Annotated in this window: 23 protein-coding genes and 1 other RNA gene; 17 read left to right on the plus strand and 7 right to left on the minus strand. The window is 40.3% G+C overall.

The features are described from left to right. Window positions 1-55: 55 nt before the first annotated feature. An RNA gene (rnpB, locus tag AB8M93_RS10085) (RNase P RNA component class A) lies at window positions 56-392 on the plus strand. Here rnpB and AB8M93_RS10090 read toward each other — a convergent pair. Genes AB8M93_RS10090 through AB8M93_RS10110 form a run of 5 tightly spaced genes read right to left on the minus strand, consistent with a single transcriptional unit; the run spans window position 391 to window position 3,631 of the window. Continuing rightward, window positions 391-1,221, minus strand: a complete 831-nt coding sequence (locus AB8M93_RS10090; protein WP_373057457.1) for a glycoside hydrolase family 16 protein — start codon at window positions 1,219-1,221, stop codon at window positions 391-393. The genes rnpB and AB8M93_RS10090 overlap by 2 nt on opposite strands. Before the next feature lie 34 nt (window positions 1,222-1,255). Beyond that, entirely contained in the window at window positions 1,256-1,636 is a 381-nt protein-coding gene (locus AB8M93_RS10095; RefSeq protein WP_373057458.1) for a hypothetical protein, read from the minus strand. Window positions 1,637-1,645: 9 nt separating this feature from the next. Continuing rightward, the gene (locus tag AB8M93_RS10100) at window positions 1,646-2,179 is read right to left on the minus strand and encodes an RsmD family RNA methyltransferase (RefSeq protein ID WP_373057459.1); all 534 of its coding nucleotides are present in this window, start codon (window positions 2,177-2,179) and stop codon (window positions 1,646-1,648) included. After that, complete coding sequence (locus AB8M93_RS10105; protein WP_373057460.1) at window positions 2,179-2,994, minus strand: DUF3822 family protein; 816 nt, start codon at window positions 2,992-2,994, stop codon at window positions 2,179-2,181. Before AB8M93_RS10105 ends, AB8M93_RS10100 begins: the two co-directional genes overlap by 1 nt. Beyond that, window positions 2,981-3,631 (minus strand): hypothetical protein, encoded by a 651-nt coding sequence (locus AB8M93_RS10110; protein ID WP_373057461.1) that lies wholly within the window; start codon window positions 3,629-3,631, stop codon window positions 2,981-2,983. The genes AB8M93_RS10105 and AB8M93_RS10110 overlap by 14 nt, the downstream gene beginning before the upstream one ends. A gap of 120 nt (window positions 3,632-3,751) precedes the next feature. Between AB8M93_RS10110 and AB8M93_RS10115 the strand changes: the two genes are divergently transcribed. From AB8M93_RS10115 to AB8M93_RS10140, 6 genes are all read left to right on the plus strand, one after another. After that, complete coding sequence (locus AB8M93_RS10115) at window positions 3,752-5,191, plus strand: ATP-dependent DNA helicase (RefSeq protein WP_373057649.1); 1,440 nt, start codon at window positions 3,752-3,754, stop codon at window positions 5,189-5,191. 124 nt (window positions 5,192-5,315) lie between these two features. Next, entirely contained in the window at window positions 5,316-6,158 is an 843-nt protein-coding gene (prmC, locus tag AB8M93_RS10120) for a peptide chain release factor N(5)-glutamine methyltransferase (protein ID WP_373057462.1), read from the plus strand. A 9-nt stretch (window positions 6,159-6,167) separates the two neighbouring features. Next, on the plus strand, window positions 6,168-6,749 hold the full coding sequence (locus tag AB8M93_RS10125) for an LOG family protein (RefSeq protein ID WP_373057463.1): 582 nt from the start codon (window positions 6,168-6,170) through the stop codon (window positions 6,747-6,749). A gap of 12 nt (window positions 6,750-6,761) precedes the next feature. Then, on the plus strand, window positions 6,762-7,430 hold the full coding sequence (locus AB8M93_RS10130; protein WP_373057464.1) for a VOC family protein: 669 nt from the start codon (window positions 6,762-6,764) through the stop codon (window positions 7,428-7,430). Between the two features lie 15 nt (window positions 7,431-7,445). Continuing rightward, the gene (gene ligA, locus AB8M93_RS10135) at window positions 7,446-9,437 is read left to right on the plus strand and encodes an NAD-dependent DNA ligase LigA (RefSeq protein WP_373057465.1); all 1,992 of its coding nucleotides are present in this window, start codon (window positions 7,446-7,448) and stop codon (window positions 9,435-9,437) included. A gap of 50 nt (window positions 9,438-9,487) precedes the next feature. Beyond that, complete coding sequence (locus AB8M93_RS10140) at window positions 9,488-10,072, plus strand: DUF4256 domain-containing protein (RefSeq protein ID WP_373057466.1); 585 nt, start codon at window positions 9,488-9,490, stop codon at window positions 10,070-10,072. A gap of 56 nt (window positions 10,073-10,128) precedes the next feature. On the opposite strand, the gene AB8M93_RS10145 is transcribed toward AB8M93_RS10140, so the two are convergent. Then, window positions 10,129-11,037, minus strand: coding sequence for a bifunctional metallophosphatase/5'-nucleotidase (locus tag AB8M93_RS10145; protein WP_373057467.1), 909 nt, complete (start codon window positions 11,035-11,037; stop codon window positions 10,129-10,131). 40 nt (window positions 11,038-11,077) lie between these two features. Next, entirely contained in the window at window positions 11,078-11,842 is a 765-nt protein-coding gene (locus AB8M93_RS10150) for a 5'-nucleotidase C-terminal domain-containing protein (RefSeq protein WP_373057468.1), read from the minus strand. A 314-nt stretch (window positions 11,843-12,156) separates the two neighbouring features. Here AB8M93_RS10150 and dapA point away from each other — a divergent pair, with 314 nt between their 5' ends. The 10 genes from dapA (at window position 12,157) to coaE (ending at window position 21,971) form a co-directional block, all read left to right on the plus strand. Next, window positions 12,157-13,032: a 4-hydroxy-tetrahydrodipicolinate synthase gene (gene dapA, locus AB8M93_RS10155; RefSeq protein ID WP_373057469.1), complete on the plus strand. Its 876-nt coding sequence runs from the start codon at window positions 12,157-12,159 to the stop codon at window positions 13,030-13,032. Between the two features lie 133 nt (window positions 13,033-13,165). Beyond that, window positions 13,166-13,972: an outer membrane protein assembly factor BamD gene (locus AB8M93_RS10160; RefSeq protein ID WP_373057470.1), complete on the plus strand. Its 807-nt coding sequence runs from the start codon at window positions 13,166-13,168 to the stop codon at window positions 13,970-13,972. A 10-nt stretch (window positions 13,973-13,982) separates the two neighbouring features. Continuing rightward, entirely contained in the window at window positions 13,983-14,309 is a 327-nt protein-coding gene (locus AB8M93_RS10165; protein WP_373057471.1) for a DNA-directed RNA polymerase subunit omega, read from the plus strand. 10 nt (window positions 14,310-14,319) lie between these two features. Beyond that, on the plus strand, window positions 14,320-15,528 hold the full coding sequence (gene coaBC / locus AB8M93_RS10170) for a bifunctional phosphopantothenoylcysteine decarboxylase/phosphopantothenate--cysteine ligase CoaBC (RefSeq protein WP_373057472.1): 1,209 nt from the start codon (window positions 14,320-14,322) through the stop codon (window positions 15,526-15,528). Further along, the gene (gene porD / locus AB8M93_RS10175; protein WP_373057473.1) at window positions 15,521-16,408 is read left to right on the plus strand and encodes a type IX secretion system protein PorD; all 888 of its coding nucleotides are present in this window, start codon (window positions 15,521-15,523) and stop codon (window positions 16,406-16,408) included. The genes coaBC and porD overlap by 8 nt, the downstream gene beginning before the upstream one ends. Window positions 16,409-16,470: 62 nt before the next feature. Next, window positions 16,471-18,135 carry a DNA repair protein RecN gene (gene recN / locus AB8M93_RS10180; RefSeq protein ID WP_373057474.1) on the plus strand — a complete coding sequence of 555 codons (1,665 nt, stop codon included), beginning with the start codon at window positions 16,471-16,473 and terminating at the stop codon, window positions 18,133-18,135. Between the two features lie 357 nt (window positions 18,136-18,492). Further along, window positions 18,493-19,317 (plus strand): enoyl-ACP reductase FabI, encoded by an 825-nt coding sequence (locus tag AB8M93_RS10185; RefSeq protein ID WP_373057475.1) that lies wholly within the window; start codon window positions 18,493-18,495, stop codon window positions 19,315-19,317. A 108-nt stretch (window positions 19,318-19,425) separates the two neighbouring features. Then, window positions 19,426-20,424, plus strand: coding sequence for a glycosyltransferase family 2 protein (locus tag AB8M93_RS10190; RefSeq protein ID WP_373057476.1), 999 nt, complete (start codon window positions 19,426-19,428; stop codon window positions 20,422-20,424). A gap of 51 nt (window positions 20,425-20,475) precedes the next feature. Further along, a complete protein-coding gene (locus AB8M93_RS10195; RefSeq protein ID WP_373057477.1) occupies window positions 20,476-21,384 on the plus strand; it encodes a CdaR family protein in 909 nt (302 codons plus the stop codon). Beyond that, a complete protein-coding gene (gene coaE, locus AB8M93_RS10200) occupies window positions 21,381-21,971 on the plus strand; it encodes a dephospho-CoA kinase (protein WP_373057478.1) in 591 nt (196 codons plus the stop codon). The genes AB8M93_RS10195 and coaE overlap by 4 nt, the downstream gene beginning before the upstream one ends. Window positions 21,972-22,025 lie beyond the last annotated feature (54 nt).

Here is a 22,025-nt window from a genome sequence, read left to right on the forward strand (position 1 = left end):
AAAGAGGACGAGAAATCAACAATTTTATCCGGCTAATTTGCATTACCTTTGCGGGAAAGCAGGTCGCCTTGTCGCTTGATCTATTATCCCGGTGTTTGCCGGGGTGCGAGGTTGAGAGGAAAGTCCGGACACCATAGGGCAGCATAGTGGGTAACGCCCACCGGCCGTGAGGTTAGGACAAGTGCAACAGAAAGGATGTACAGGTAATGCTGTAGTGAAATCGGGTAAACTCTATGCGGTGCAATGCCATGTAAACCGGTGCTGCAGGCGGCCCGCCTGCTTCCGGAGGGTAGGCAGCTAAAGGCCTTTGGCAACAAAAGCCTCAGATAAATGACAAGGGCTTTCGAATGCTTCGAAATGCACAGAATCCGGCTTACAGACCTGCTTTTTTTATTCACCGGGCTTATACACTCTTACATAATCTATTAAAAACTGCTGCGGAAGAATGGACTCGTCCAGTTCTCCTGCCCATCCGCCACCAAGCGCCAGATTTATTAGAAGATAATATGGCTTTCTGAAAATATATGCCATCTCGCCGGCTTCTTCAATAAGAAAAGTATGATAAAGCTGCCTGTCGAAATAAAATTCAATTTTGTCTTTAGTCCAGTTCAGGCCGAAAATATGAAAATCATCATGCAGATCTTCAACAGGAAGTTTGCTCCCACTGGAGGCATACTTTTCTTCATTGTTGGCTGGGTAATGCACTGTTCCGTGGACGTGTTTTTCATCTTTACCAACAAATTCCATAATGTCTATTTCTCCTGAAAAAGGCCACTCCACTTCATTTACATCTGTTCCCAGCATCCAAATAGCCGGCCAGACGCCTTTTCCTTCCGGCAATTTAGCCTTAACCTCTACAAATCCATACTGAAAACTGAAGTTTCCCAGGGTATTGAGGCTGGCTGAAGTATATTGGGTTCTTTTTGGGCTGTTGCGCCAGTGCGTGCTCCCTCTTTTATAAAAGCTGTTTTTAATACTTTCCTTACGTCCTTCAATAATTAAATTCCCATTTTTAACCCGGGCGTTTTTTTTTCGTTTTTTAGTGTAATACTGCGGCTCCATATTGCGTACATAACCTTCTTCATAATTCCATTTTTCCTCATCGGGAAGGCCGCGGTAATTGAATTCTTCAGAAAAAATTAGGTGATAATCATCAAATTGGGCATTTGCCTTAAAATTCAGCATAAGCAGGATTGAAAAAAGGAATAATTTAGAAATCATTCGGTTTTAATAAGAGGAGAATACGCCGGTAAAATTATTCCTTTGTTAACTCTGCGGACCATTCTAGGGCATCGTCCAGAGAAGTAAAAATTTCATAAGGAAAATTTACAAAATTGCGCTCATACTTTGCAGTGTTTATTTTTGAAGGTTGGTGACATACAATTGCCATCCCGGCCAGGTTTTTCAATTTTCTCATTTCTCCCGAATAAATAACGGGATTTACATTATATGCATTTTTGCGCAGGGATATGTAAACAAACGTGGTGCCGCAAAAAAAATTAGTGCAGGCTTTTATATAGGAGTTTACTTCCGTGCGTCCCACTACAACGTCTTCCTTAACTATAGCAATTACATAATTATTATAAAACTCCAAAGTTGCGTGTTCGAGATTTTTAGTACTCAAAACTTTGCCCATAGGATTAATTTACGAAAAAAAACTAAACATGGAGCTGCCGTATTTCCTGGAATTTTTGAAATTGGTGACTGAAGAGAGATCGGTATGTTTGGAATGTTCAATAATAAGGATGCCTTCAGGATTTAAGACTTCATTTTCAAAAGTAAGATTAGCGATCTTTTCGAAAGTCTCTTTATCAAAATCGTATGGAGGATCGGCAAAAATAACATCTGCTTTTACAGGAGCTTTTTCCAGGTATTTAAAAACATCACTTTTAATAACCTGTATAGGGAAATCAAGTTCTGCTGAAGTCTTTTTAATAAATTTCACGCATTCAAAACTGCCATCTACCGCGGTGATATTTTCAGTGCCACGGGAAGCGAATTCATAGGAAATGTTGCCGGTGCCGGCAAAAAGATCTAAAACAGCTATGTTTTGCAGGGGAAACTGATTTCTTAAAATATTAAAAAGCGCTTCCTTAGCCATATCTGTTGTGGGCCTTACCGGAAGTTTTTGTGGGGCAATTATTCTTCTGCCCTTATTGGTGCCTGAAATTATTCGCATTACAAAGATTTTAAAAGAACGAATTCTTTTGTTTCGGGAGAGGGTTTTTCAGCTTCGCCAGAGAAATCGAAAGGAAAAACTAATGAAAGGAATTCTATATTCTTGATATAATTATAAGCTATTTTATAAAATTCAGATTCTTTAGTAATGTCGCCAAAAAGTACCAGTTGAAATTCGAGTGGATCAAGATGGAGTTGTTCCGCGGTAAAAAGGATATAGTATAGAAAATCTTCTTTTGTCTCGTATGAAAAGGAATTGCAAAGAAGTAATTCAGCATGATCTGTTACCACCAGGTCAAATTCTTTTTCACGGTTAAAGATGTACATAGTAGGTTCCTCTGCAGGTAACTTCAGTAACTCTTCTACAAGGATGCTGCTGGTATGTTTATATTCAAATTCCCCGTATTTCTCAAAGAAGTAATTAACGATGTTGGTATATGGAATGTAAACATTTACTATTTGGTGCTGCTTTAGTTCGTCATACGCAATAAAATCAGATTTAAGGATTTTAGTGTTAAATTTGAGATAGCTGGAAGCATTTTCTTCCTCAAAAAGCGGCGTGGGAACCAGGGTGAACAGGCTGTTATTAAACAACAGGATTACTTCATTCACAGGTATTTCCAGATGCGGCTCCTGCTTGTAAAGTTTGTCAATTTCTTCCAGCACTTTTACAGGGTCCAGCTGCGTAGAAAAAGATTTTTTCCTGTAGAATACAATTTTTTTCTCTTGTGTATTTAGAATACAAAAAGAAAGTCCATCCAGGCTCACCTGGATGGACAGTTTCAAAAAAGTGTTTTCCTTATTACTCGTCGCCATAAACTTTAGGCCAGTTTCCACTGGTGTTCACTTCCTGCATAGATCCTACACTTATGTAGGCACCATTAACATCATCTACCGACTGAATTTCATTTTCCTGTAATATTAAAGTTTTATCCTGGTCGTAAAGGACTTTGCTTTTGGCAACTTTAGCTTCAAATACCGGAATTTTACTGTCTCCTTTAGTAATTGTTCCCGCGTCAAGTTCAAACTTGGCGTCTGCACCTTCAATTGGAACATTAATCATATTTCTGTAACGTTCCTGATTTCCTTTAAACAGGGAATCTTTTACAGATACAAAGCCAAGAGTATCGATTACCACATCTTCAATATACTGGTCTACCCCGTAAGTTTTTCTGTATTCTTCATCAAGATAAGTAGTGTCCCGGCGTTGGGTGATGGCAAACTGGGCAGTGTCTAAAAACTGCACGAGGTCGTTAAAATCATCTTCAAAACTACCAGTAACTTCTTTATAGGCCAGTTCAGCATCTCTTATATCTTTAAGATTTTCAATTACTTTCGCGTAGCGCTTTTCTTTAACTTTGTTAAACTGGATTGGTCTGTAAACCGCATCAAATGTAAGATAGGCCAGGAAAATGATCACCAACCAAAGGAGTAATTGAATTACAAGTCTCATGCTTTAATAATTTACTTTATAAAATTAATAGTGTGTACGACAAATCTACAATTTTTTTTTATTCGCAAAAGTTTCTTCCCTAAAAATCCATGGTTATCTTTGAGAATTCACGCACTTGCTATGGATCAAATAAATGCCCCTTCTTTTTACAAACTCCTTCTTAATGATTTAGGATTCCCGGCAAAGGCCAAACAGGATATAGCCCTTCAGCAATTAGCTGACTTTGTTACTGCCGGCCGCAACGAATCCCTTTTTGTGCTTAAAGGCTTTGCCGGTACAGGTAAAACCACTATTATCAGCACATTGGTGAAGAACCTGTGGAAGATCAAAAAATCTGGAGTGTTGCTGGCACCAACAGGAAGGGCTGCCAAGGTAATTTCCAATTATTCCAAACAGGAGGCGTTTACTATTCATAAAAAGATTTATTTTCCGAAGAAATCCCGCGGAGGTGGAGGGATTAGTTTTGTGCTTCAGCCCAACAAACATAAGAACAGTATTTTTATTGTGGATGAAGCTTCAATGATTTCAGACGAGAACAGTGATTCAAAACTTTTTGAAAACGGCTCTTTACTGGACGATTTGGTGCAGTTTGTTTATTCCGGCCATAACTGCCAGTTAATATTAATAGGAGACACCGCACAGCTTCCGCCGGTAAAAATGGAAATGAGCCCGGCCCTGGAAGAGCAAAAGCTCCAGTTTAGCTATAATAAGGAGGTAAAGCATATAGAGCTGGACGAGGTGGTGCGGCAAAGTGAAGAGAGTGATATTTTGCTGAATGCGACGCGAATCAGGGAATCCCTGCAGGAAGAATTCTACGAGAGTTTTAAATTTCAACTTACTTCAAAAAAAGACGTGGTGCGGCTTACCGACGGTTACGATATTATGGAAGCCATCCAGGATGCATACGATAACCTGGGAAATGAAGAAACCAGTATTATTGTAAGGTCCAATAAAAGGGCAAACCAGTACAACCAGCAAATAAGGAACAGGATCCTTTTCCAGGAAGAAGAAATTTCTGCAGGAGATTATCTTATGGTGGTAAAGAATAATTATTTCTGGATAAAGCCCAATTCAGAAGCCGGTTTTATTGCGAATGGCGATATTGTTAAGGTGCTGGAGATCTTCGGGATCAAGGAACTCTACGGTTTCCGTTTTGCTGAAGTACAGGTGCAAATGGTAGATTATCCAAAAATGCGGCCTTTTGAAACGGTGGTTTTACTGGATACGCTTACCAGCAATTCCCCATCACTGTCTTATGAAGAATCCAATAATCTCTACCAGGAAGTCATAAAAGATTATGCAGATGAAACCTCAAAATACAAGAAATTCCTAAAGGTCAAAAACAATAAATATTTTAATGCGCTCCAGATTAAATTTTCTTATGCCATGACCTGCCATAAATCCCAGGGCGGGCAGTGGAATACCGTGTTTATTGAACAGCCATACCTGCCAAACGGAGTAGGTAAGGAGTATTTACGGTGGCTGTACACGGCAGTGACCCGGGCCACAGATAAATTGTATCTAATTGGTTTTAAAGATGATTTTTTTATTGAGGAATAATAATCAGTCTCAGCACTTAAAATTAAAACGCGCCATAAAAGTTTTGCTTTTTTTGCAGCGAAACGGTCATGAATTTTAGGCTTATTCAAATTTTCTAATTTATCCTTTAAATTAACTAAAAACATTGAAGGTAAAAGAACTTAAAATAAAATTTTGGGAGGAGTTAAAAGAAGAATATCCGCAGGAAGAAATTGGTTCTTTTTTTAATCTTCTTGCTGAAGAATATTTAAAAATGAACCGTTTGCAAATGGCTCTTCAACCGGACCGTGATATTTCTGAAGCTGAAAATGCCAGTTTTGAAGCCGCCCTTCAACAACTTAAAAATCATCAGCCTGTACAATACATTATTGGAGAAACCGAATTCTTCGGCCTGAAATTTAAAGTAAATGAAGCGGTGCTTATCCCTCGCCCGGAAACCGAAGAACTGGTGCAGTGGATTCTTGACGATACTTCTTCCGCAGAAAATTTAAAGATCCTGGATATTGGCACCGGCAGCGGTTGTATTGCCATTTCCCTGGCCAAAAATTTGCCAAATGCTGAAGTTTTCGCCATCGATGTTTCAGAAAATGCATTGCAAATTGCCAAAACCAATGCGATCTTAAATAAAGTTGAAGTAAGTTTTGTGCAACAAGATATCCTGCAGCTGGAAAGTTTAAAGGAACATTTTAATATTATTGTTTCCAATCCGCCTTACGTACGCCATCTGGAAAAAAGTCGAATGCAGCGCAATGTTTTGAACTTTGAACCCGAGCTGGCCCTTTATGTGAAAGATGAAAACCCCCTTATTTTCTATAAAACAATCACAAAACTGGCAGAAAAATCCTTGCATCCTGGGGGAAAATTGTATTTTGAAATCAACCAGTATTTGGCTGAGGAAACAGAGGAATTGCTGAAAATGCATAATTTTAAAACGAGTTTAAAAAAAGATATTTTTGGCAATTACAGGATGCTGAAGGGAAATTTTTAAAAATAGAAAATGAAAAGCATAGCAGTATTTTGCGGCAGCAGTGCCGGCAATGATAAAGTGATATTCCAGGACTCCTATAATTTAGGGAAAATCCTGGCGAAAAGGAATATAAAGCTGGTTTACGGCGGGAGTAAACTCGGCCTCATGGGGCAGGTGGCCAAAGGTGCGCTCGATAATGGCGGCGAGGTGACCGGTGTAATTCCCGGTTTTTTAAAAACCAAAGAGGTGGTACACCCAAATTTACCTGAACTTATTACCACAAAGGACATGCATGAGCGCAAGCTTAAAATGCACGATTTAAGTGAAGGTTTTATCGCCCTGCCGGGAGGGTTTGGCACTTTTGAAGAACTTTTTGAAATTATTACCTGGGCCCAGCTGGGGCTGCACCACAATCCTATTGGATTGCTTAACAGTAATGCCTATTACGATGAGCTCATCGCCATGCTTAAAACTATGGTGCGCAAAGGCCTGTTGAAAAAAGCAAATTTTGACCTTTTGATTATTGCAGAAGGGGCTGAAGAATTGCTGGATAAAATGGCGAATTTCCAACCCCTGCCCGTGCCTAAGTGGATAAATAAGGAGCAGACTTAATTTTTGCTGAAGATGAAGATAGAGGAACTGCAAATTTATACTTCGCGGCTTGAAGAGCAGAACACTTTTTATCAGGAAACGCTGGGGCTGGAAATTTCAGAAAAAGGCAATGATTTTTTTGAAATTAAAACCGGCTATTCCCTGCTGAGGTTTGTTGAAAAAACCGGTGCCACACCTTATCATATCGCGTTTCATATTCCGGATGAAACGGAAGTCCCTGCGCTGGAATGGCTGAAAGAAAGGCTGAAAATCCAGAAAATGGGGAATGATGAAATTGTGGATTTCAGCAACTGGGAGGCGAAATCTGTTTATTTTTATGACCATGATAAAAATATCCTGGAATTTATTTCCAGAAGGAATCTGAACAATATTAATAGCAGCCCTTTTTCCGCAGAAGAAATTGTAGGAATAAGTGAGATAGGACTGGCCACTACCAATATTGAAGAAAAATACAAGTTCCTTTACCGGCACTGCCAACTGAGAATATTTGACGGCAGCCTGGATAAATTCTGTGCCATTGGTGATCCGCAAGGCTTAATCATTACCATTGATAAAACTAAGAAAGATTGGTTTCCGGTAGACGATAAAGCTTATAGTTCAGAATTCAGTATTAAATTTACGCATCAAAATTCAAATTTTCATCTTGATTTTAAAGATGACCACCTTACAATTGTAGAATAAAATTTTCATTTAAAAATGGATGTTGAAAAGAAAATAAATAAGCTCCGCCAGGAACTACAACAGCATAATTACAATTATTACGTACTGGACAAGCCAGAGATTAGCGATTACGATTTTGATATGAAGCTGAAGGAACTACAGGAGCTGGAAGAAAAACATCCGGAATTTTATGATGAAAATTCGCCCACACAGCGCGTTGGCGGTGGGGTGACCAAGAATTTTGCCACGGTGGAGCATGATTACCGAATGTATTCGCTTTCCAATTCCTATTCTAAAGAAGAACTGGAAGATTGGGAAAAACGGGTAAAAAAACTTGTTGATGGTAAAGTGGAATATGTGTGTGAGCTGAAGTATGATGGGGCGTCCATCAGCTTAACTTACGAAAATGGAAACCTGGTAAAAGCGGTAACCCGCGGCGATGGCTTCCAGGGAGATGATGTTACTAATAATGTACGTACCATTCGTTCTGTCCCTTTAAAACTGAAAGGGGATTACCCGGAGAAATTTCATATTCGTGGCGAAATTGTACTGCCTTATGAGGGTTTTGCCAAAATGAATGCCGAGCGGGTGGAAGCAGGGGAAGAGCCTTATGCGAATCCGCGCAATACGGCATCGGGCAGTTTAAAGCTGCAGGATAGCGCTGAAGTTGCCAAACGCCCGCTGGATTGTTTGCTTTATAATATTATTGGTGAAAACCTGAATATCAAGTCCCAGTTTGAAAGTTTGCAGAAAGCCCGGGAATGGGGGTTTAAAGTCCCCGATGAATCGGAGTTAAAAACCAGCACCAGTGCGGTAATGGATTATGTGAACTACTGGGATGTGCACCGGCACGATTTGCCATATGAAACCGATGGGGTAGTGGTAAAGATCAATGCTTTCCACCAGCAGGATGAACTGGGCTATACGGCAAAATCGCCGCGCTGGGCCATGGCTTATAAATTTAAGGCCGAGCAGGAGAGTACAAAGCTCAATAAAATTAGTTACCAGGTAGGGCGTACGGGCGCCATTACTCCTGTGGCAAACCTTGAGCCGGTACAACTGGCAGGAACGGTGGTAAAGAGGGCATCGCTTCATAATGCCGATCAGATTGAAAAACTGGATGTTCGGGAAGGGGATACTGTTTTTGTGGAAAAAGGCGGGGAAATTATCCCGAAGATTGTAGGTGTGGATTTTACCAAGAGAGACCCTAATTCCCATCCCACAAAATACGCCCAAGAATGTCCCGAATGTGGTACAGAACTGGTGCGAAATGAAGGAGAGGCGCAGCATTACTGCCCCAATACCAACGGCTGCCCCCCGCAAATCATTGGTCGCATCCAGCATTATATTTCCAGGAAAGCCATGGATATAGAAGGCCTTGGCGGGGAAACGGTAGCTTTGTTCGTAAACAATGGGCTAATTGGCAATTACGCCGATTTATATGAACTGAAAAAAGAACAAATCCTTCCCCTGGAGCGTATGGCAGAAAAATCTGCCGATAATCTTATTAATGGAATAGAAAAGTCAAAGGAAATTCCTTTTGAACGCGTGCTTTTTGCTTTGGGAATTCGCTATGTGGGAGAAACGGTGGCAAAAAAGCTTGCCCGGCATTATAAAAGTATAGACGCACTGGAGGCAGCTTCAGAAGAAGACCTGGTGGCCGTTGATGAAATTGGGGAAAGGATCGCCTGGAGCGTGGCCGATTTCTTTGCGAACAAAGAGAATAAGGAAATTGTGGAGCGTCTTAAAAAATATGGAGTGCAGATGGAGATTTCCGCCGAAAAACTGGCGAACCAAACCAATAAGCTGGATGGAAAAACCTTCGTGATTTCCGGCACTTTTGAAATGTCCAGAAACGATTTGAAGAAATTAATTGAAGATAACGGCGGGAAAGTTTCCAGTTCTATATCTTCCAAAACAGATTACCTGGTGGCAGGGGAGAGTATGGGGCCGAGCAAGCTTGCCAAAGCTGAAAAACTGGGCACTACCATGCTGGATGAGCAGAAATTTTTAAAGATGATAAAGTAAGGTTTTCATCTTTTAGATGCTCGGCAGAAGGGCCCGGTAATTTTGAATAAATGCGAAACAGCAAAGAAAAGATGGCTACAAAGAAAGATTTATCTTCAGAAGAAATTGAAAGTATTTTCAAAGTTCTAAAAAGTCGGGTTAATAAAAGTCAGGAGAGGTTTCCTAAATTAAGCTGGTCAGATCTCAAATCAAAATTAGAACAGGATTCAGATAAGTTATGGTCTCTAAATGAAATGGAAAGAACGGGGGGAGAACCAAATTTACTGGAGTACAGGAGTGCCATAAATGAATATATTTTTTGTGATTTTTCTAAAGAAAGTCCTAAATACAGAAGAAGCCTTTGTTATGACAGGGAAGCACTGGAGTCAAGGAAAAAGTATAAGCCAGCTGATAATGTAAAAGATGTAGCTTCAAAAATGGGCATTGACCTAATGAATGAAGTTGAGTATAAAAAATTACAGTCGATTGCTGAATTTGATACCAAAACCTCCAGTTGGTTGGAAACACCTGAAAATATCAGAAAAATGGGTGGAGCCATTTTTGGGGATTTCCGCTATGGGCAGGTATTTATTTATCATAACGGCGCTGATTCCTATTATGCTGCAAGAGGATTTCGCGGAATTTTAAAAATATAATTTCTTTCCCCCGCTGATCATACAGCATCAATAAAAACAGAACATCCAGAGAATGGTTAAACGGCTATTTTCACTCCATCTGCCTGTATATCTTCATCACCATTCAGGAAAAAATCTATTCTGCCAAGATATATTCCGTAGCAGCCCACCTGGTTCACCAGTACTTTTTTTCCTGCGCTGTTGGTTTCAATAGTAGGTTTTTCAAGAAAAGTATGGGTGTGGCCGCCAATAATAAGATTGATGTCTTTTGTAGCCCTGGCCAGTTTAAGGTCGTCAATTGTATCACTATTATAACTATAGCCAAGGTGGCTGAGGCAAATCACCAGGTCGCATTGTTGTTCCTCTTTTAAAATGCGCGTCATTTCCTGGGCGGTTTCCACAGGATCAAGGTATTTTGTTTCCTTATAAAGCTTATCATTTACCAGCCCCTGCAGTTCTATCCCAAGGCCAAAAATGCCAATTTTCACCCCGTCTTTAGTAAATACTTTATGCGGAAGCGTATGCCCGTCCATCACCGTATTGCTAAAATCGTAGTTGGAGCAGATAAAATCGAAGTCGGCGTTTGGCAGCTGCGCGTAAAGGCCGTCAATTCCATTGTCAAAATCATGGTTTCCAATAGTGGCCGCGTCATATTTTAGCTTACTCATAAGTTTGAATTCCAGTTCTCCGCCGTAAAAGTTAAAATATGGGGTCCCCTGAAAAATATCCCCGGCATCCAAAAGAAGCGTGTTCAAATTTTCTTGCCTTATTTGCTGTACCAGGCTAGCCCTTCTTGCCACTCCACCCATGTTTGGGTTCTTAGGATCATCGGGCCCAAAAGCATCAATATGGCTATGTACATCGTTGGTGTGCAAAATGGTAATGTGTTTGGCGGTAGCTGCTTTAAAAGAAAGGGAAGATAAGCCGCCCAGCCCAACAAATGCGGTAGCTGCCGAAGCCTGTTGTATAAAATTTCTTCTTTTCATTTTCTGTTCTTATTAATTCTGAAGAATTGCGGGATCATAACTACAGTTCCTCTACCCGGATAAACCTATTGTCTACTTTTGCTTTTACCGTGTCCACTTCCGTGAAATAATCAATAATGGCATTCCGTAGCTTATAATTTACCTGGTAAAGTTCCTGCGGATCTTTAAAAAATACCATATTGTCGCCTCCCTGCTGCAGGTAGTCTGAAGTGGCTATATAATAACTAGTGTGGGTATCAATAGGCTCCCCGTTTATCGTGGCTTCGGTGATTTTATAATTATCGTTCATTTCTATATGTAACCCGCTAACAGGATGGGCGGTGCCGGCGTCCTCCAGGTATTGCAGCAATTCCTGGACTTTTGACCCGGATAGTTTTGCGACCACAATTTCATTTTCAAAAGGCATGAGGGCGTAAGCCGAACGGGCGGTAACTTTCCCCTTGTTCAAAGTTGAGCGTATCCCTCCGTAATTCAGGAGAACCGCATCTATATTGCGACCGGTTCTTTCTTTAAAGACAGGATTAGCCTTTTCCATTACGATATCTGCCATCAGGTTACCCAAAGCCGTGTTTAAATCCCCTTCATCTTTGGAAAGATTCACGGGATTATAGGCCAGGGTGCTGTCCAGAACTTCATTTAAATGGTCTTTATAGGGTTTAATAAAATTGCTGATCTCGGAATTGGCATCCAGGGAAGTGTCTATCGCTATACGTTCTCCTTCTATTTTTGCAAAATGATGTCCTGTTTTGCAGGAAAAAACCAGGAAAGAAAATCCCAGCAGGAAAGCCGGTTTGTAAAATCTCATATAAAAAATTAAAACCGCAAAGATAAACAGTTTTTACTGATGACTGTTAAGTTTAGGTAAAGCTGGCTTTAGCTTTAGGATCCTTTTCTTATTTCTGTACAGCTATTTCACAAAAAGAATGAAGGTGTTAAATAATGTAATATCACCTTTTCTGAAATGCTTACGGAGCTATGGCCTTCGTAGAATTTATTTACATTTGTGCCCCAATAATTTGAAAAAGCACAACAAGAAATAAGGTTTTGTGGTTTTCAGATAAAGTTTCTGCTTTAACGGGAATTGGGATTATTATAAATTAAAAATTAGAATTGAATTACATGGATGCTTTCGTAGGAACAGGAGTTGCACTAATTACTCCCTTTAATGAAGATTTGACCGTAGATGTGCCGGCTTTGGAAAAACTTGTTGAAAACCAGGTGCAAAACGGGATAGATTACCTGGTGGTGCTTGGAACCACCGCTGAAAGTGCAACGCTTACTTCCGAAGAAAAGGAACTCATAAAAAGCACCGTAATCGCTAAAAATAATGGCCGTTTGCCTGTGGTAATAGGGATTGGAGGCAACAATACGGCGGCACTGGTAGAAGAATTAAAATCTTCAGCACTTCAGGGTTTTGATGCGGTACTATCGGTTTCTCCTTATTATAACAAGCCTACGCAGGAAGGGATCTACCAGCATTTTAAGGCTATTGCAGAAGCTTCTCCAAAACCTGTGATTTTGTATAATGTCCCGGGCAGGACTTCTTCTAACCTTTTACCTGATACGGTTAACCGTATCGCAAGGGAAATCCCTAATGTAATTGGCATAAAGGAGGCAGCGGGAGATATTGTGCAGGCCATGCAGCTAATTAGCATTGTTCCGGAAGACTTTCTGGTAATTTCAGGCGACGATATGATTACCCTCCCCATGATTCTTGCTGGGGGGAAAGGGGTAATTTCAGTAATCGGGCAGGGTTTTCCTGCGGAATTTTCTAAGATGGTAAAGCTTGGGCTGGAAGGAAAATCAAAAGAAGCCTATCAACTGCATTATAAAATTGCTCCTTCCATCAACCTGATTTTTGCTGAAGGGAACCCTGCAGGGATCAAGGCTCTGCTGGCAAAAAAAGGAATTTGCCAGAACAATCTCAGGTTGCCTTTGGTGAAAGCCTCGGCTGGACTTCAGCAGAAAATTGAAGCTTTTGCAGACCAATTTTAACAGCTCTGGAGGTAAATATTCAAAGCTTATTTTTCACTCGCATACTATTTTCCTTTTTTACAGGTTATACTGTAAGAAAGGAATTTTTTTTAGTGCGGAAAATATGTATTTTTGCCAGATGTTTTTACAAAGAATGAAAAAAGGGATCTTATTACTCTGCGTCTTGCTTCTGGCATCCTGTAGTGAATACCAGGATATGTTAAAAAGCAAGGATGTGGGAGAGAAATATGCTTATGCTGAAAAGCTTTATAACGAAGCCAAGGCAGAAGACAGCAATCGTAAATTCCGTAAGGCTATACGCCTTTTTGACCAGATAATGCCACAGTTTAGAGGTAAGCCGCAAGGTCAACGGGTAAGTTACCTTTTTGCTGATTCCTATTATGAAGTAGGAGATTATTTATTATCATCTTTCCAGTTTGAACGTTTTTTACAGAGTTATCCAGATAGTGAAAAGGCAGAAGAGGCTGCTTTTAAAATGGCCGCCAGCAATTATTATGAATCTCCTCCTTATAATCTGGATCAAACCGAAACAGACAAGGCCATTGTTTTGCTTCAACAGTATTTGGATACTTACCCTGAAGGCGAATATGTAGAAAAAGCCAATGAAATGGCTAAAGAATTAAGGATTAAACTCGAGAAAAAGGCCTATGAAATTGCCAAGCAGTACCATAAAACTTTAGACTATAAGGCAGCTATAGTTTCCTTTGATAATTTTCTTGCTGGCTATCCCGGCTCTCCTTTTAGGGAAGATGCCTATTATTACAAATTTGATGCTGCTTACGAATTGGCAATCAATAGTTACTTTCAATTAATGCAGGAGCGTTTGCGGGAAGCAAAAGCTTATGCGGCAGATTACAGGAAATATTATCCTGAAGGAAAATATATTCCTGCGATAGAAGCTTCTTTAGACGATATAAATACAAGATTACAAAATTTTTAATTTTACTAAAATGGATATAAAAAAGATGGATGCACCGGTGAATAGTGTTACGTACGATAGAAATGCGATAGATGCACCGACAGATAATATTTACGAGGCAATTTCTATAATCTCTAAAAGGGCCACCCAGATTAATTCTGAAATTAAAAAAGAATTACTGGAGAAACTTGATGAATTTGCTACTTATAACGACAGCCTTGATGAGATTTTTGAAAACAAGGAGCAAATAGAAGTTTCCAAATTTTATGAAAAGCTGCCAAAGCCCCATGCGCTGGCGGTACAGGAGTGGTTAGATGAAAAAATCTATTACCGCAATACCAAAAATTCTGAAGTATAGATAAATTCTTATGTCTGTATTGAGGGGCAAAAAAGTACTTTTAGGCATTACTGCCGGAATTGCTGCATATAAAACTGCCTCTCTGGTAAGATTATTTATTAAAGCCGGCGCTTATGTGAAAGTGGTCATGACGCCGGCTGCTAAAGATTTTATTACTCCGCTTACCCTTTCCACCCTTTCCAAAAATGAGGTTTTGTCTTCTTTTACTCATGAAGAAGATGAAAATAAAACCTGGAACAGCCATGTAGAACTTGGCTTATGGGCAGATTTTATGCTTATTGCCCCGGCCACGGCCAATACGCTTTCCAAGATGGCCTCCGGGAACAGCGATAATTTTCTACTGGCCACCTATCTTTCGGCCAGATGCCCGGTGTTTTTTGCCCCGGCAATGGACCTGGATATGTATAAACATCCTTCCACAAAGAACAGCTTCTCCACACTTCAGCAATATGGAAATATAATGATTCCTGCAGGTACCGGAGAACTTGCCAGCGGATTAACCGGCGAGGGAAGAATGGCAGAGCCCGAAGAGATTATTGCCTTTCTTGAAGAACATTTTTCAGCAAAACTGCCTCTCAAAGGAAAAAGGATACTCATCACCGCCGGCCCCACATACGAAGCTATAGATCCCGTGCGTTTTATAGGAAATCATTCCAGCGGAAAAATGGGTTTTGAGCTCGCGCATCTCGCTGCGGAAATGGGCGCAGAGGTAATGCTTATTTCAGGACCTACCCATCTTCAGTTAGAAAATGAAGAAATTCAACTTGTAAGAGTGGTTAGTACGCAGGAAATGTTTGATGCGGTAAATAGCAGATTTGATGACGTTGATGTGGTTATTGCTGCCGCTGCGGTTTCAGATTATAAACCGAAAATAGTAGCCGATAAAAAGATAAAAAAGTCGGAAGAGGAACTGAACCTTGAGCTAACTAAGACCCAGGACATCCTAAAGGAATTGGGAAAAAGGAAAAAGCATCAAAAGCTGATTGGCTTCGCTTTGGAAACCAATGACGAACTGGAGAATGCCCGCGGAAAACTGCAAAGGAAAAACCTCGATTTTATAGTTTTGAACTCGATGCGGGATGAAGGCGCCGGATTTAAAAAAGACACCAATAAAATTACCATTGTTCACCCTAACAGGGAGAAAAATTTTGAATTGAAACCTAAGAAGGATGTTGCCCGCGATATCTTAAATGAAGTAGTAGAACTTTTTAATGCGTAGCGTTTTAGTATTTTTTATATTGTTTTCAGGCCTTCAGAATATGATGGCCCAGGAACTTAACTGCGAGATTATCATCAATGCAGAGCAAACCGGCCAGAGCAATCAGTCGGTTTTCAGGACATTGCAGCGGTCACTTACAGATTTTGTAAATCAGAACACCTGGACCAATCTGGAGTATGAAGACCAGGAGCGCATTAACTGCAGCATGTTTATTACCATAAACTCCTACGACGGGGAGTCTTTTACCGGTAGTATCCAGGTACAGTCCTCAAGGCCGGTTTTTGGAACTTCCATGATTACCCCGGTGTTTAATTTTAACGATGAGCAGTTCAATTTTAATTATCGGGAATATCAACCTTTAAATTACAGCGCCAATTCCTACACTTCCAACCTGGTTTCAGTAATTTCATTTTATGTCTACACCATTATTGGGCTTGATGCAGATACGTTTGAACTTAATGGTGGCACTATTTATTTTGAGGAAGCCAACAGAATTGTGACCACTGCGCAGCAGGGAAATTCCCAGGGTTGGCGTGCTGCCGATGGATCAAAATCCCGTTACCGCCTTAATACCAATCTTCTTTCCAATACCTATGCTGAATTTAGAGAGGCTATGTACCAGTACCACCGATTGGGGCTGGATGTGATGCATAAAGATGTACAGGCAGGAAAACTTGCTGTGGCAGAAAGCCTGGAAACGCTGGAAAGTATGAATACACGAAGAGCCAATAGTTTGCTTTTGCGTACCTTCTTCGACTCTAAAGCAGATGAGATTGCGCTTATTTTTTCAGGTGGGCCACCGGTTCCTCTCGCGGCTTTGGTGGAAACCCTCAACAATATCGCGCCGCGTTATGCCAAAAACTGGAACGCACTTCAATAAAACGAATTGTTTTTGATTCGGAATTTATTCTTAGGTATATTTAGGCTCAAATTTATATCACATTGCTTACAGCACTTTCTATAAAAAATTACGCCTTAATTGAAGATATAAAGATTAATCTTCAGCCGGGATTTACAACCATTACGGGCGAAACCGGTGCAGGAAAATCCATAATGCTGGGCGCGCTGGGACTGCTCCTGGGAAACCGGGCAGATTACGGGGCGATACGAAATTCAGCTAAAAAATGCGTTATCGAAGGCAGCTTTAATATTTCGAATTATAAGCTGAAGGATTTTTTTATTGCTGAAGACCTGGATTATGAATCCAGCACCATCATAAGGAGGGAAATTCTGCCTTCCGGAAAGTCCCGTGCTTTTGTAAACGATACTCCGGTAAACCTAAATGCGCTCAATGCTTTGGGAGGCTATCTTATTGATATTCACAGCCAGCATGAAACCCTTAGTTTGGGCAATATCGATTACCAGTTTCAGGTAATTGATACCATTGCCAAAAATGAAGGAGTTATTATTGAATACAAACAGCACCTTAAGGATTACCGAAAACTGCAAAAACGGGCTGTGGATTTAAAGGAAGAACAGGCGCAGGCGGCCAAAGAGTATGATTATAACCTGTTTTTGCTGAACGAGCTGGAGGAGGCAAAGCTGAAGCCCGGGATGCAGGAAGAACTGGAGGCGCGGTATGAAGAATTGAATAATGTTGAAGAGTTAACAGAGCAGCTTGGCGCCGCGTTCAATAATATTACACAGGAAGAAATAGGAAGCCTGGAAACCTTGAAAGAAGTGCGGGGAAACCTGTCAAAAATTTCAGCATTTTCACCTACATACGAAAGTTTATATGAGCGCCTGCAAAGCGTGATAATTGAACTGGATGATATTGGGGAAGAAATTGCAGCCGCTTTGGAACGTGTAGAAGCCAATCCTGAAGAGCTGGAAGCCACCAATGCAAAACTTCAGCTTATCTACAATCTTCAGAAAAAACATGCCGTAGGCAGTATAGAGGAGTTAAAAGAAATCCAGGAGGAGCTTCAGAAAAAAGTTTCCGCTAGTGAAAATGCCAAGACCGATCTTTCTGAACTAAACAAAGCCATTGCAAATAAAGAAAAAGAACTGGCTGCGGTGGCTAAGAAACTGCATGAAAACCGCAAAAATATAATTCCGCCTTTTATTAAAGAAACCGAAGAAACCCTTGCTGCACTCGGGATGCCAAATGCCAGGCTAAAAATTGACCTTCAGCAGCAAAAAACTTTTCTTCAGAACGGGCAGGATCAGCTTTTTTGGTATCTGGCGGCAAATAAAGGCGACGATTTTAAGGAAATGAAAAAAGCGGCTTCCGGAGGGGAACTTTCGCGGATTATGCTGGCCGTAAAAAGTATCCTTGCGGCGCAAAGCAATCTGCCAACCATCATTTTTGATGAGATAGATACAGGAGTTTCAGGAGATATCGCTCAAAAAATGGGGGAGATCCTGCAGCGAATGGGCAATAACATGCAGGTGATTGCCATTACCCACCTGCCACAGATTGCCGGCAAAGGCAACAGTCATTTTAAAATCTTTAAAGAGGATACCGCAGAGGTGACTACTACCAAAATTAAACAGCTTCAAATCCAGGACAGGGTAGAGGAGCTGGCCATGATGCTTGGGGGCAATAATATTAGCGAATCTGCCCGTGCACATGCAAAGGAACTGCTGAATGGTATTGAGTATTGAGAATTTAGTATTGAGATACAGCTATGGAGTGGAGAGTGGAAGGAGGAGAGTTCAGTGCTTCATTGCAGCGTTTAGAGTTTTTTATTGAATAGTAAATTTGGTTTCTGCGATAGTCTGTGTAATGTGCGGGAAATTTTTTCGTGAATAGTTGAAGTTAAAACTACTGGAAAAGAATGGGAGATTACTTTTTGCTCATTATCAGGAAAAGCGAATTTCCTCTAACCTCTAACCTCTAACCTCTAACCTCTAACCTCTAACCTCTAACCTCAACTGAATCCAATTCCTTTTGTAAAAACTTTGAACTTTGAAACAGTAACTACTATCTTTACACGCTAACAACCTTAAAATAGAACAACCATGTCATATAACCTGCTAAAAGGGAAAAAAGGGATCATATTTGGAGCTTTGGATGAAAATTCCATCGCGTGGAAAACAGCCGAGCGAGTTCATGAAGAAGGCGGCGAATTTGTGCTTACCAATGCGCCTATTGCCATGAGAATGGGAAGTATAAAAGAACTTGCCGAAAAGACAAATTCTGAAATTATTCCTGCCGATGCCACTAAAGTGGAAGACCTTGAAAACCTCGTGAAAAAAGCGCAGGAAATTCTTGGTGGAAAACTGGATTTTGTGCTGCACTCTATTGGGATGTCTGTAAATGTGCGCAAGGGCAATCATTATACCGATATGAATTATGATTTTACTACCAAAGGCTGGGATGTTTCTGCGGTTTCTTTTCATAAAACCATGCAAACGCTTTATAAAAAGGACGCAATGAACGAGTGGGGAAGCATTGTTGCGCTCTCTTATATCGCCGCACAGAAAGTATTTCCAGATTATAATGATATGGCAGATAATAAGGCATACCTGGAATCTATCGCGCGTAGTTTTGGATATTTCTTCGGGAAAGATAAAAAAGTGCGCGTAAATACCATTTCACAATCGCCAACTCCCACCACTGCAGGCCAGGGCGTAAAAGGTTTTGGCGGATTTATTGCCTATGCCGATAAAATGTCGCCGCTTGGCAATGCGACAGCACAGGATTGCGCAGACTATACGGTAAGCCTTTTCTCAGATCTCACAAAAAAAGTAACGCTCCAAAACCTTTACAACGATGGCGGATTCTCGAATATGGGAGTGAGCCAGCAGGTAATGGAGGCTTTTGAGAAGGATCAAAAAGAATAATTTTTTGCTTCGGCATTTACATTTATAAGAGGTTGTTTAAAATTGAAATTTCAAAACAGGAATTTCCAAATCTTTAAACAACCTCTTCTTTTTTCTTAGATTTACCAGATGAACCTTAGTTATTCCTTTATTATCCCAGTTTACAACCGTCCGCAGGAAGTAAGGGAACTATTAAAAAGTATGCTTCAGCTGGAATTTGAAGCTCCTTTTGAAATTGTGATTGTAGAAGACGGTTCTAGTCTTTCTTCAGAAGATGTGATTGCTGAATTTTCAGGAAAGCTTGAGATTAATTACTACTATAAGAAGAATTCAGGGCCCGGGAACTCCCGCAACTTTGGAATGCGAAAAGCAAAAGGGAATTATTTTCTCATCCTGGATTCTGATGTTTTGCTGCCACCCAATTATTTAATTGAAGTAGATGCTTTCCTTAGAAATAATTTTTGTGACTGTTTTGGAGGGCCTGATGCCGCGCATTCTTCTTTTACCAATGTGCAGAAAGCAATAGATTACAGCATGACCTCGTTTTTGACTACCGGAGGAATTAGGGGTAAAAAATCTTCAGTAAATAAATTCCAGCCAAGAAGTTTTAATATGGGGATCTCAAAAAAAGCTTTTAAAGCAACCGGTGGTTTTGGCAGGATCCACCCGGGAGAAGACCCAGATTTGTCCCTTAGGCTCATAAAGCAGGGATTTAAAACCTGCCTCATTCCTCATGCACGGGTTTTCCATAAGCGCCGCATAAGCTGGCGTAAATTTCTTGAGCAGGTAAGTAAATTTGGTTTGGTGCGGCCAATTTTAAATATGTGGCATCCCGCTTCAGCAAAAATAACGTACTGGTTTCCCACGATTTTTATTACAGGATTGTTACTGGCATTAATTTTAGCTGTTTTAAAGCTGTACATTTTTATTTCTATTTATATCTTATATTTCATAATTATTGGTATAGATGCTGCTGCCAGAAGTAAGAATATTATAGTAGGTTTCCTGTCTGTGTTTGCTGTTTTAATTCAATTTGCAGGTTATGGGACAGGTTTTATAAGATCATTTTTTCAGATAAAAATATTAAACAGGAACCCGGAAAAGGTTTATCCGCAATTATTCTTTTAAAAGATGCTGAACAATTTAAAAATAAGGAGGAGGAATTTTAAAAAAGCTAATGTGAAGACCTTTAGTGTGTTTCTTTTCTTCTCGGCTTTAACCTGGTTGCTGGTGCAGCTTTCTAAAGAATATACTCAAATTGTGCAGGTGCCCTTAACATACATCAATGCTCCTCTGGATAAAAGCCTTTCTGCAGAAAAGCCACAGGAAGTGGATATGCGTTTGCACGAGCAGGGGTTTTACATCTTATACTATCGCATATTCCGTCCTAAACTTACTATAGACCTTGCCAAAACAGAGGTTGACGGCAACCATCTGGTTTATGAAATTGAAAACAACCGCAACGCCATTTCTGAAGAGCTGGGAATAGATTTTGATAATGCCACATTTCTGGATAGTGAAATCCAGATTCCTTTTCAGCCTAAACAGGAGCGAAGGATTGCGGTGGTGCCAAATATAAATGTGAATTATGCGGTAGGTTATTCTGCAGGGGAAGGTGTGCAACTGGAACCAGATTCCGTTACCGTGAGTGGCCCAAAAAGCATTATTGATACCCTCCAAAGTGTGCCTACCCTGCCAATTAACCGCAACAACATTAACCGCGATATCACCGGCCAGGTAAAACTGGATACCACTCACCTGGGAATGTTAAGCTTTTACAGGGATGAGGTAGGCTATTCCCTGGAAGTAGAAAAATTTACAGAAGGCAGTGTGCAGATTCCTGTAGAGGTAAGAAATGTCCCCGAATCTTTAAACCTTGCTTATTTTCCGAAAAAGATACTCGTGTATTATCAGGTAAATCTTGAAGATTATGACCGGGTAAAGCCTTCCAGCTTTAAAGTGGTTTGTGATTTTAAGAATGTGAATGAAGGAGAGGATTATTTTTTAGCGCAATTAGTGGAAAAACCCGATTTTGTGAACAATATTAGGTTAAGTGAACGCAAAATCCAGTTTGTAATTAAAAAATGATAGTAGTAGGACTCACCGGCGGGATTGGGAGCGGAAAAACCACTGTGGCTAATTTTTTCAGAAATCTTGGCATTCCCGTTTATATTGCAGACGATGCCGCGAAGTTGTTGATGAATTCTTCAGAGAAAATAAGGAGTGCGATAATTGGTGTTTTTGGACAGGAAGCTTATCAAGGGCAGCTTCCTAACAGGAAGTATATTGCTTCCCGTGTTTTTAAGGATCCTGAACAACTAAATCTACTCAATAACATTATCCATCCTGCTGTTGCAAAAGATTTTGAGGATTGGAAAAATCGGCAACATGCTCCCTATGTTATTTATGAAGCAGCTATCCTATTTGAAAAAGGGGGATATAAAAAATGCGATGTTACCATTCTGGTAACGGCTCCTTATAAAGAAAAAATAAAAAGACTGAAGGAGCGTGACCAAAGTTCTCTGGAAGAAATTGAAGCCCGGATGAAGCATCAGTGGGATGATGAAAAAAAGAGAGAATTAGCAGATTTTGAAATTGAAAATCTTCAGCGGGAGCAAACACAACGGGATGTCAGGAATCTTCATGAAATTATCTTAAAGTCAGGCAAAAATTAAGGAAAAGTCTGTTAACATTTGGTTAAACCCTCAGAGCTCTAAATGTTAAAATCT

Source organism: Autumnicola aciditolerans (assembly GCF_041679265.1).
GTDB lineage: Bacteria > Bacteroidota > Bacteroidia > Flavobacteriales > Flavobacteriaceae > Autumnicola.

What these genes read in the sequence shown, in the direction of transcription:
- AB8M93_RS10145 (WP_373057467.1), bottom strand. Translation starts at nt 11,037, where the DNA reads ATGAAAAGAAGAAATTTTATACAACAGGCTTCGGCAGCTACCGCATTT.
- AB8M93_RS10115 (WP_373057649.1), top strand. Translation starts at nt 3,752, where the DNA reads ATGGATCAAATAAATGCCCCTTCTTTTTACAAACTCCTTCTTAATGAT.
- AB8M93_RS10095 (WP_373057458.1), bottom strand. Translation starts at nt 1,636, where the DNA reads ATGGGCAAAGTTTTGAGTACTAAAAATCTCGAACACGCAACTTTGGAG.
- coaBC (WP_373057472.1), top strand. Translation starts at nt 14,320, where the DNA reads ATGTCTGTATTGAGGGGCAAAAAAGTACTTTTAGGCATTACTGCCGGA.
- AB8M93_RS10105 (WP_373057460.1), bottom strand. Translation starts at nt 2,994, where the DNA reads ATGGCGACGAGTAATAAGGAAAACACTTTTTTGAAACTGTCCATCCAG.
- AB8M93_RS10185 (WP_373057475.1), top strand. Translation starts at nt 18,493, where the DNA reads ATGTCATATAACCTGCTAAAAGGGAAAAAAGGGATCATATTTGGAGCT.
- AB8M93_RS10130 (WP_373057464.1), top strand. Translation starts at nt 6,762, where the DNA reads ATGAAGATAGAGGAACTGCAAATTTATACTTCGCGGCTTGAAGAGCAG.
- AB8M93_RS10090 (WP_373057457.1), bottom strand. Translation starts at nt 1,221, where the DNA reads ATGATTTCTAAATTATTCCTTTTTTCAATCCTGCTTATGCTGAATTTT.
- AB8M93_RS10165 (WP_373057471.1), top strand. Translation starts at nt 13,983, where the DNA reads ATGGATATAAAAAAGATGGATGCACCGGTGAATAGTGTTACGTACGAT.
- AB8M93_RS10140 (WP_373057466.1), top strand. Translation starts at nt 9,488, where the DNA reads ATGCGAAACAGCAAAGAAAAGATGGCTACAAAGAAAGATTTATCTTCA.
- dapA (WP_373057469.1), top strand. Translation starts at nt 12,157, where the DNA reads ATGGATGCTTTCGTAGGAACAGGAGTTGCACTAATTACTCCCTTTAAT.
- AB8M93_RS10160 (WP_373057470.1), top strand. Translation starts at nt 13,166, where the DNA reads ATGAAAAAAGGGATCTTATTACTCTGCGTCTTGCTTCTGGCATCCTGT.
- ligA (WP_373057465.1), top strand. Translation starts at nt 7,446, where the DNA reads ATGGATGTTGAAAAGAAAATAAATAAGCTCCGCCAGGAACTACAACAG.
- AB8M93_RS10150 (WP_373057468.1), bottom strand. Translation starts at nt 11,842, where the DNA reads ATGAGATTTTACAAACCGGCTTTCCTGCTGGGATTTTCTTTCCTGGTT.
- AB8M93_RS10110 (WP_373057461.1), bottom strand. Translation starts at nt 3,631, where the DNA reads ATGAGACTTGTAATTCAATTACTCCTTTGGTTGGTGATCATTTTCCTG.
- coaE (WP_373057478.1), top strand. Translation starts at nt 21,381, where the DNA reads ATGATAGTAGTAGGACTCACCGGCGGGATTGGGAGCGGAAAAACCACT.
- AB8M93_RS10100 (WP_373057459.1), bottom strand. Translation starts at nt 2,179, where the DNA reads ATGCGAATAATTTCAGGCACCAATAAGGGCAGAAGAATAATTGCCCCA.
- AB8M93_RS10190 (WP_373057476.1), top strand. Translation starts at nt 19,426, where the DNA reads ATGAACCTTAGTTATTCCTTTATTATCCCAGTTTACAACCGTCCGCAG.
- AB8M93_RS10125 (WP_373057463.1), top strand. Translation starts at nt 6,168, where the DNA reads ATGAAAAGCATAGCAGTATTTTGCGGCAGCAGTGCCGGCAATGATAAA.
- porD (WP_373057473.1), top strand. Translation starts at nt 15,521, where the DNA reads ATGCGTAGCGTTTTAGTATTTTTTATATTGTTTTCAGGCCTTCAGAAT.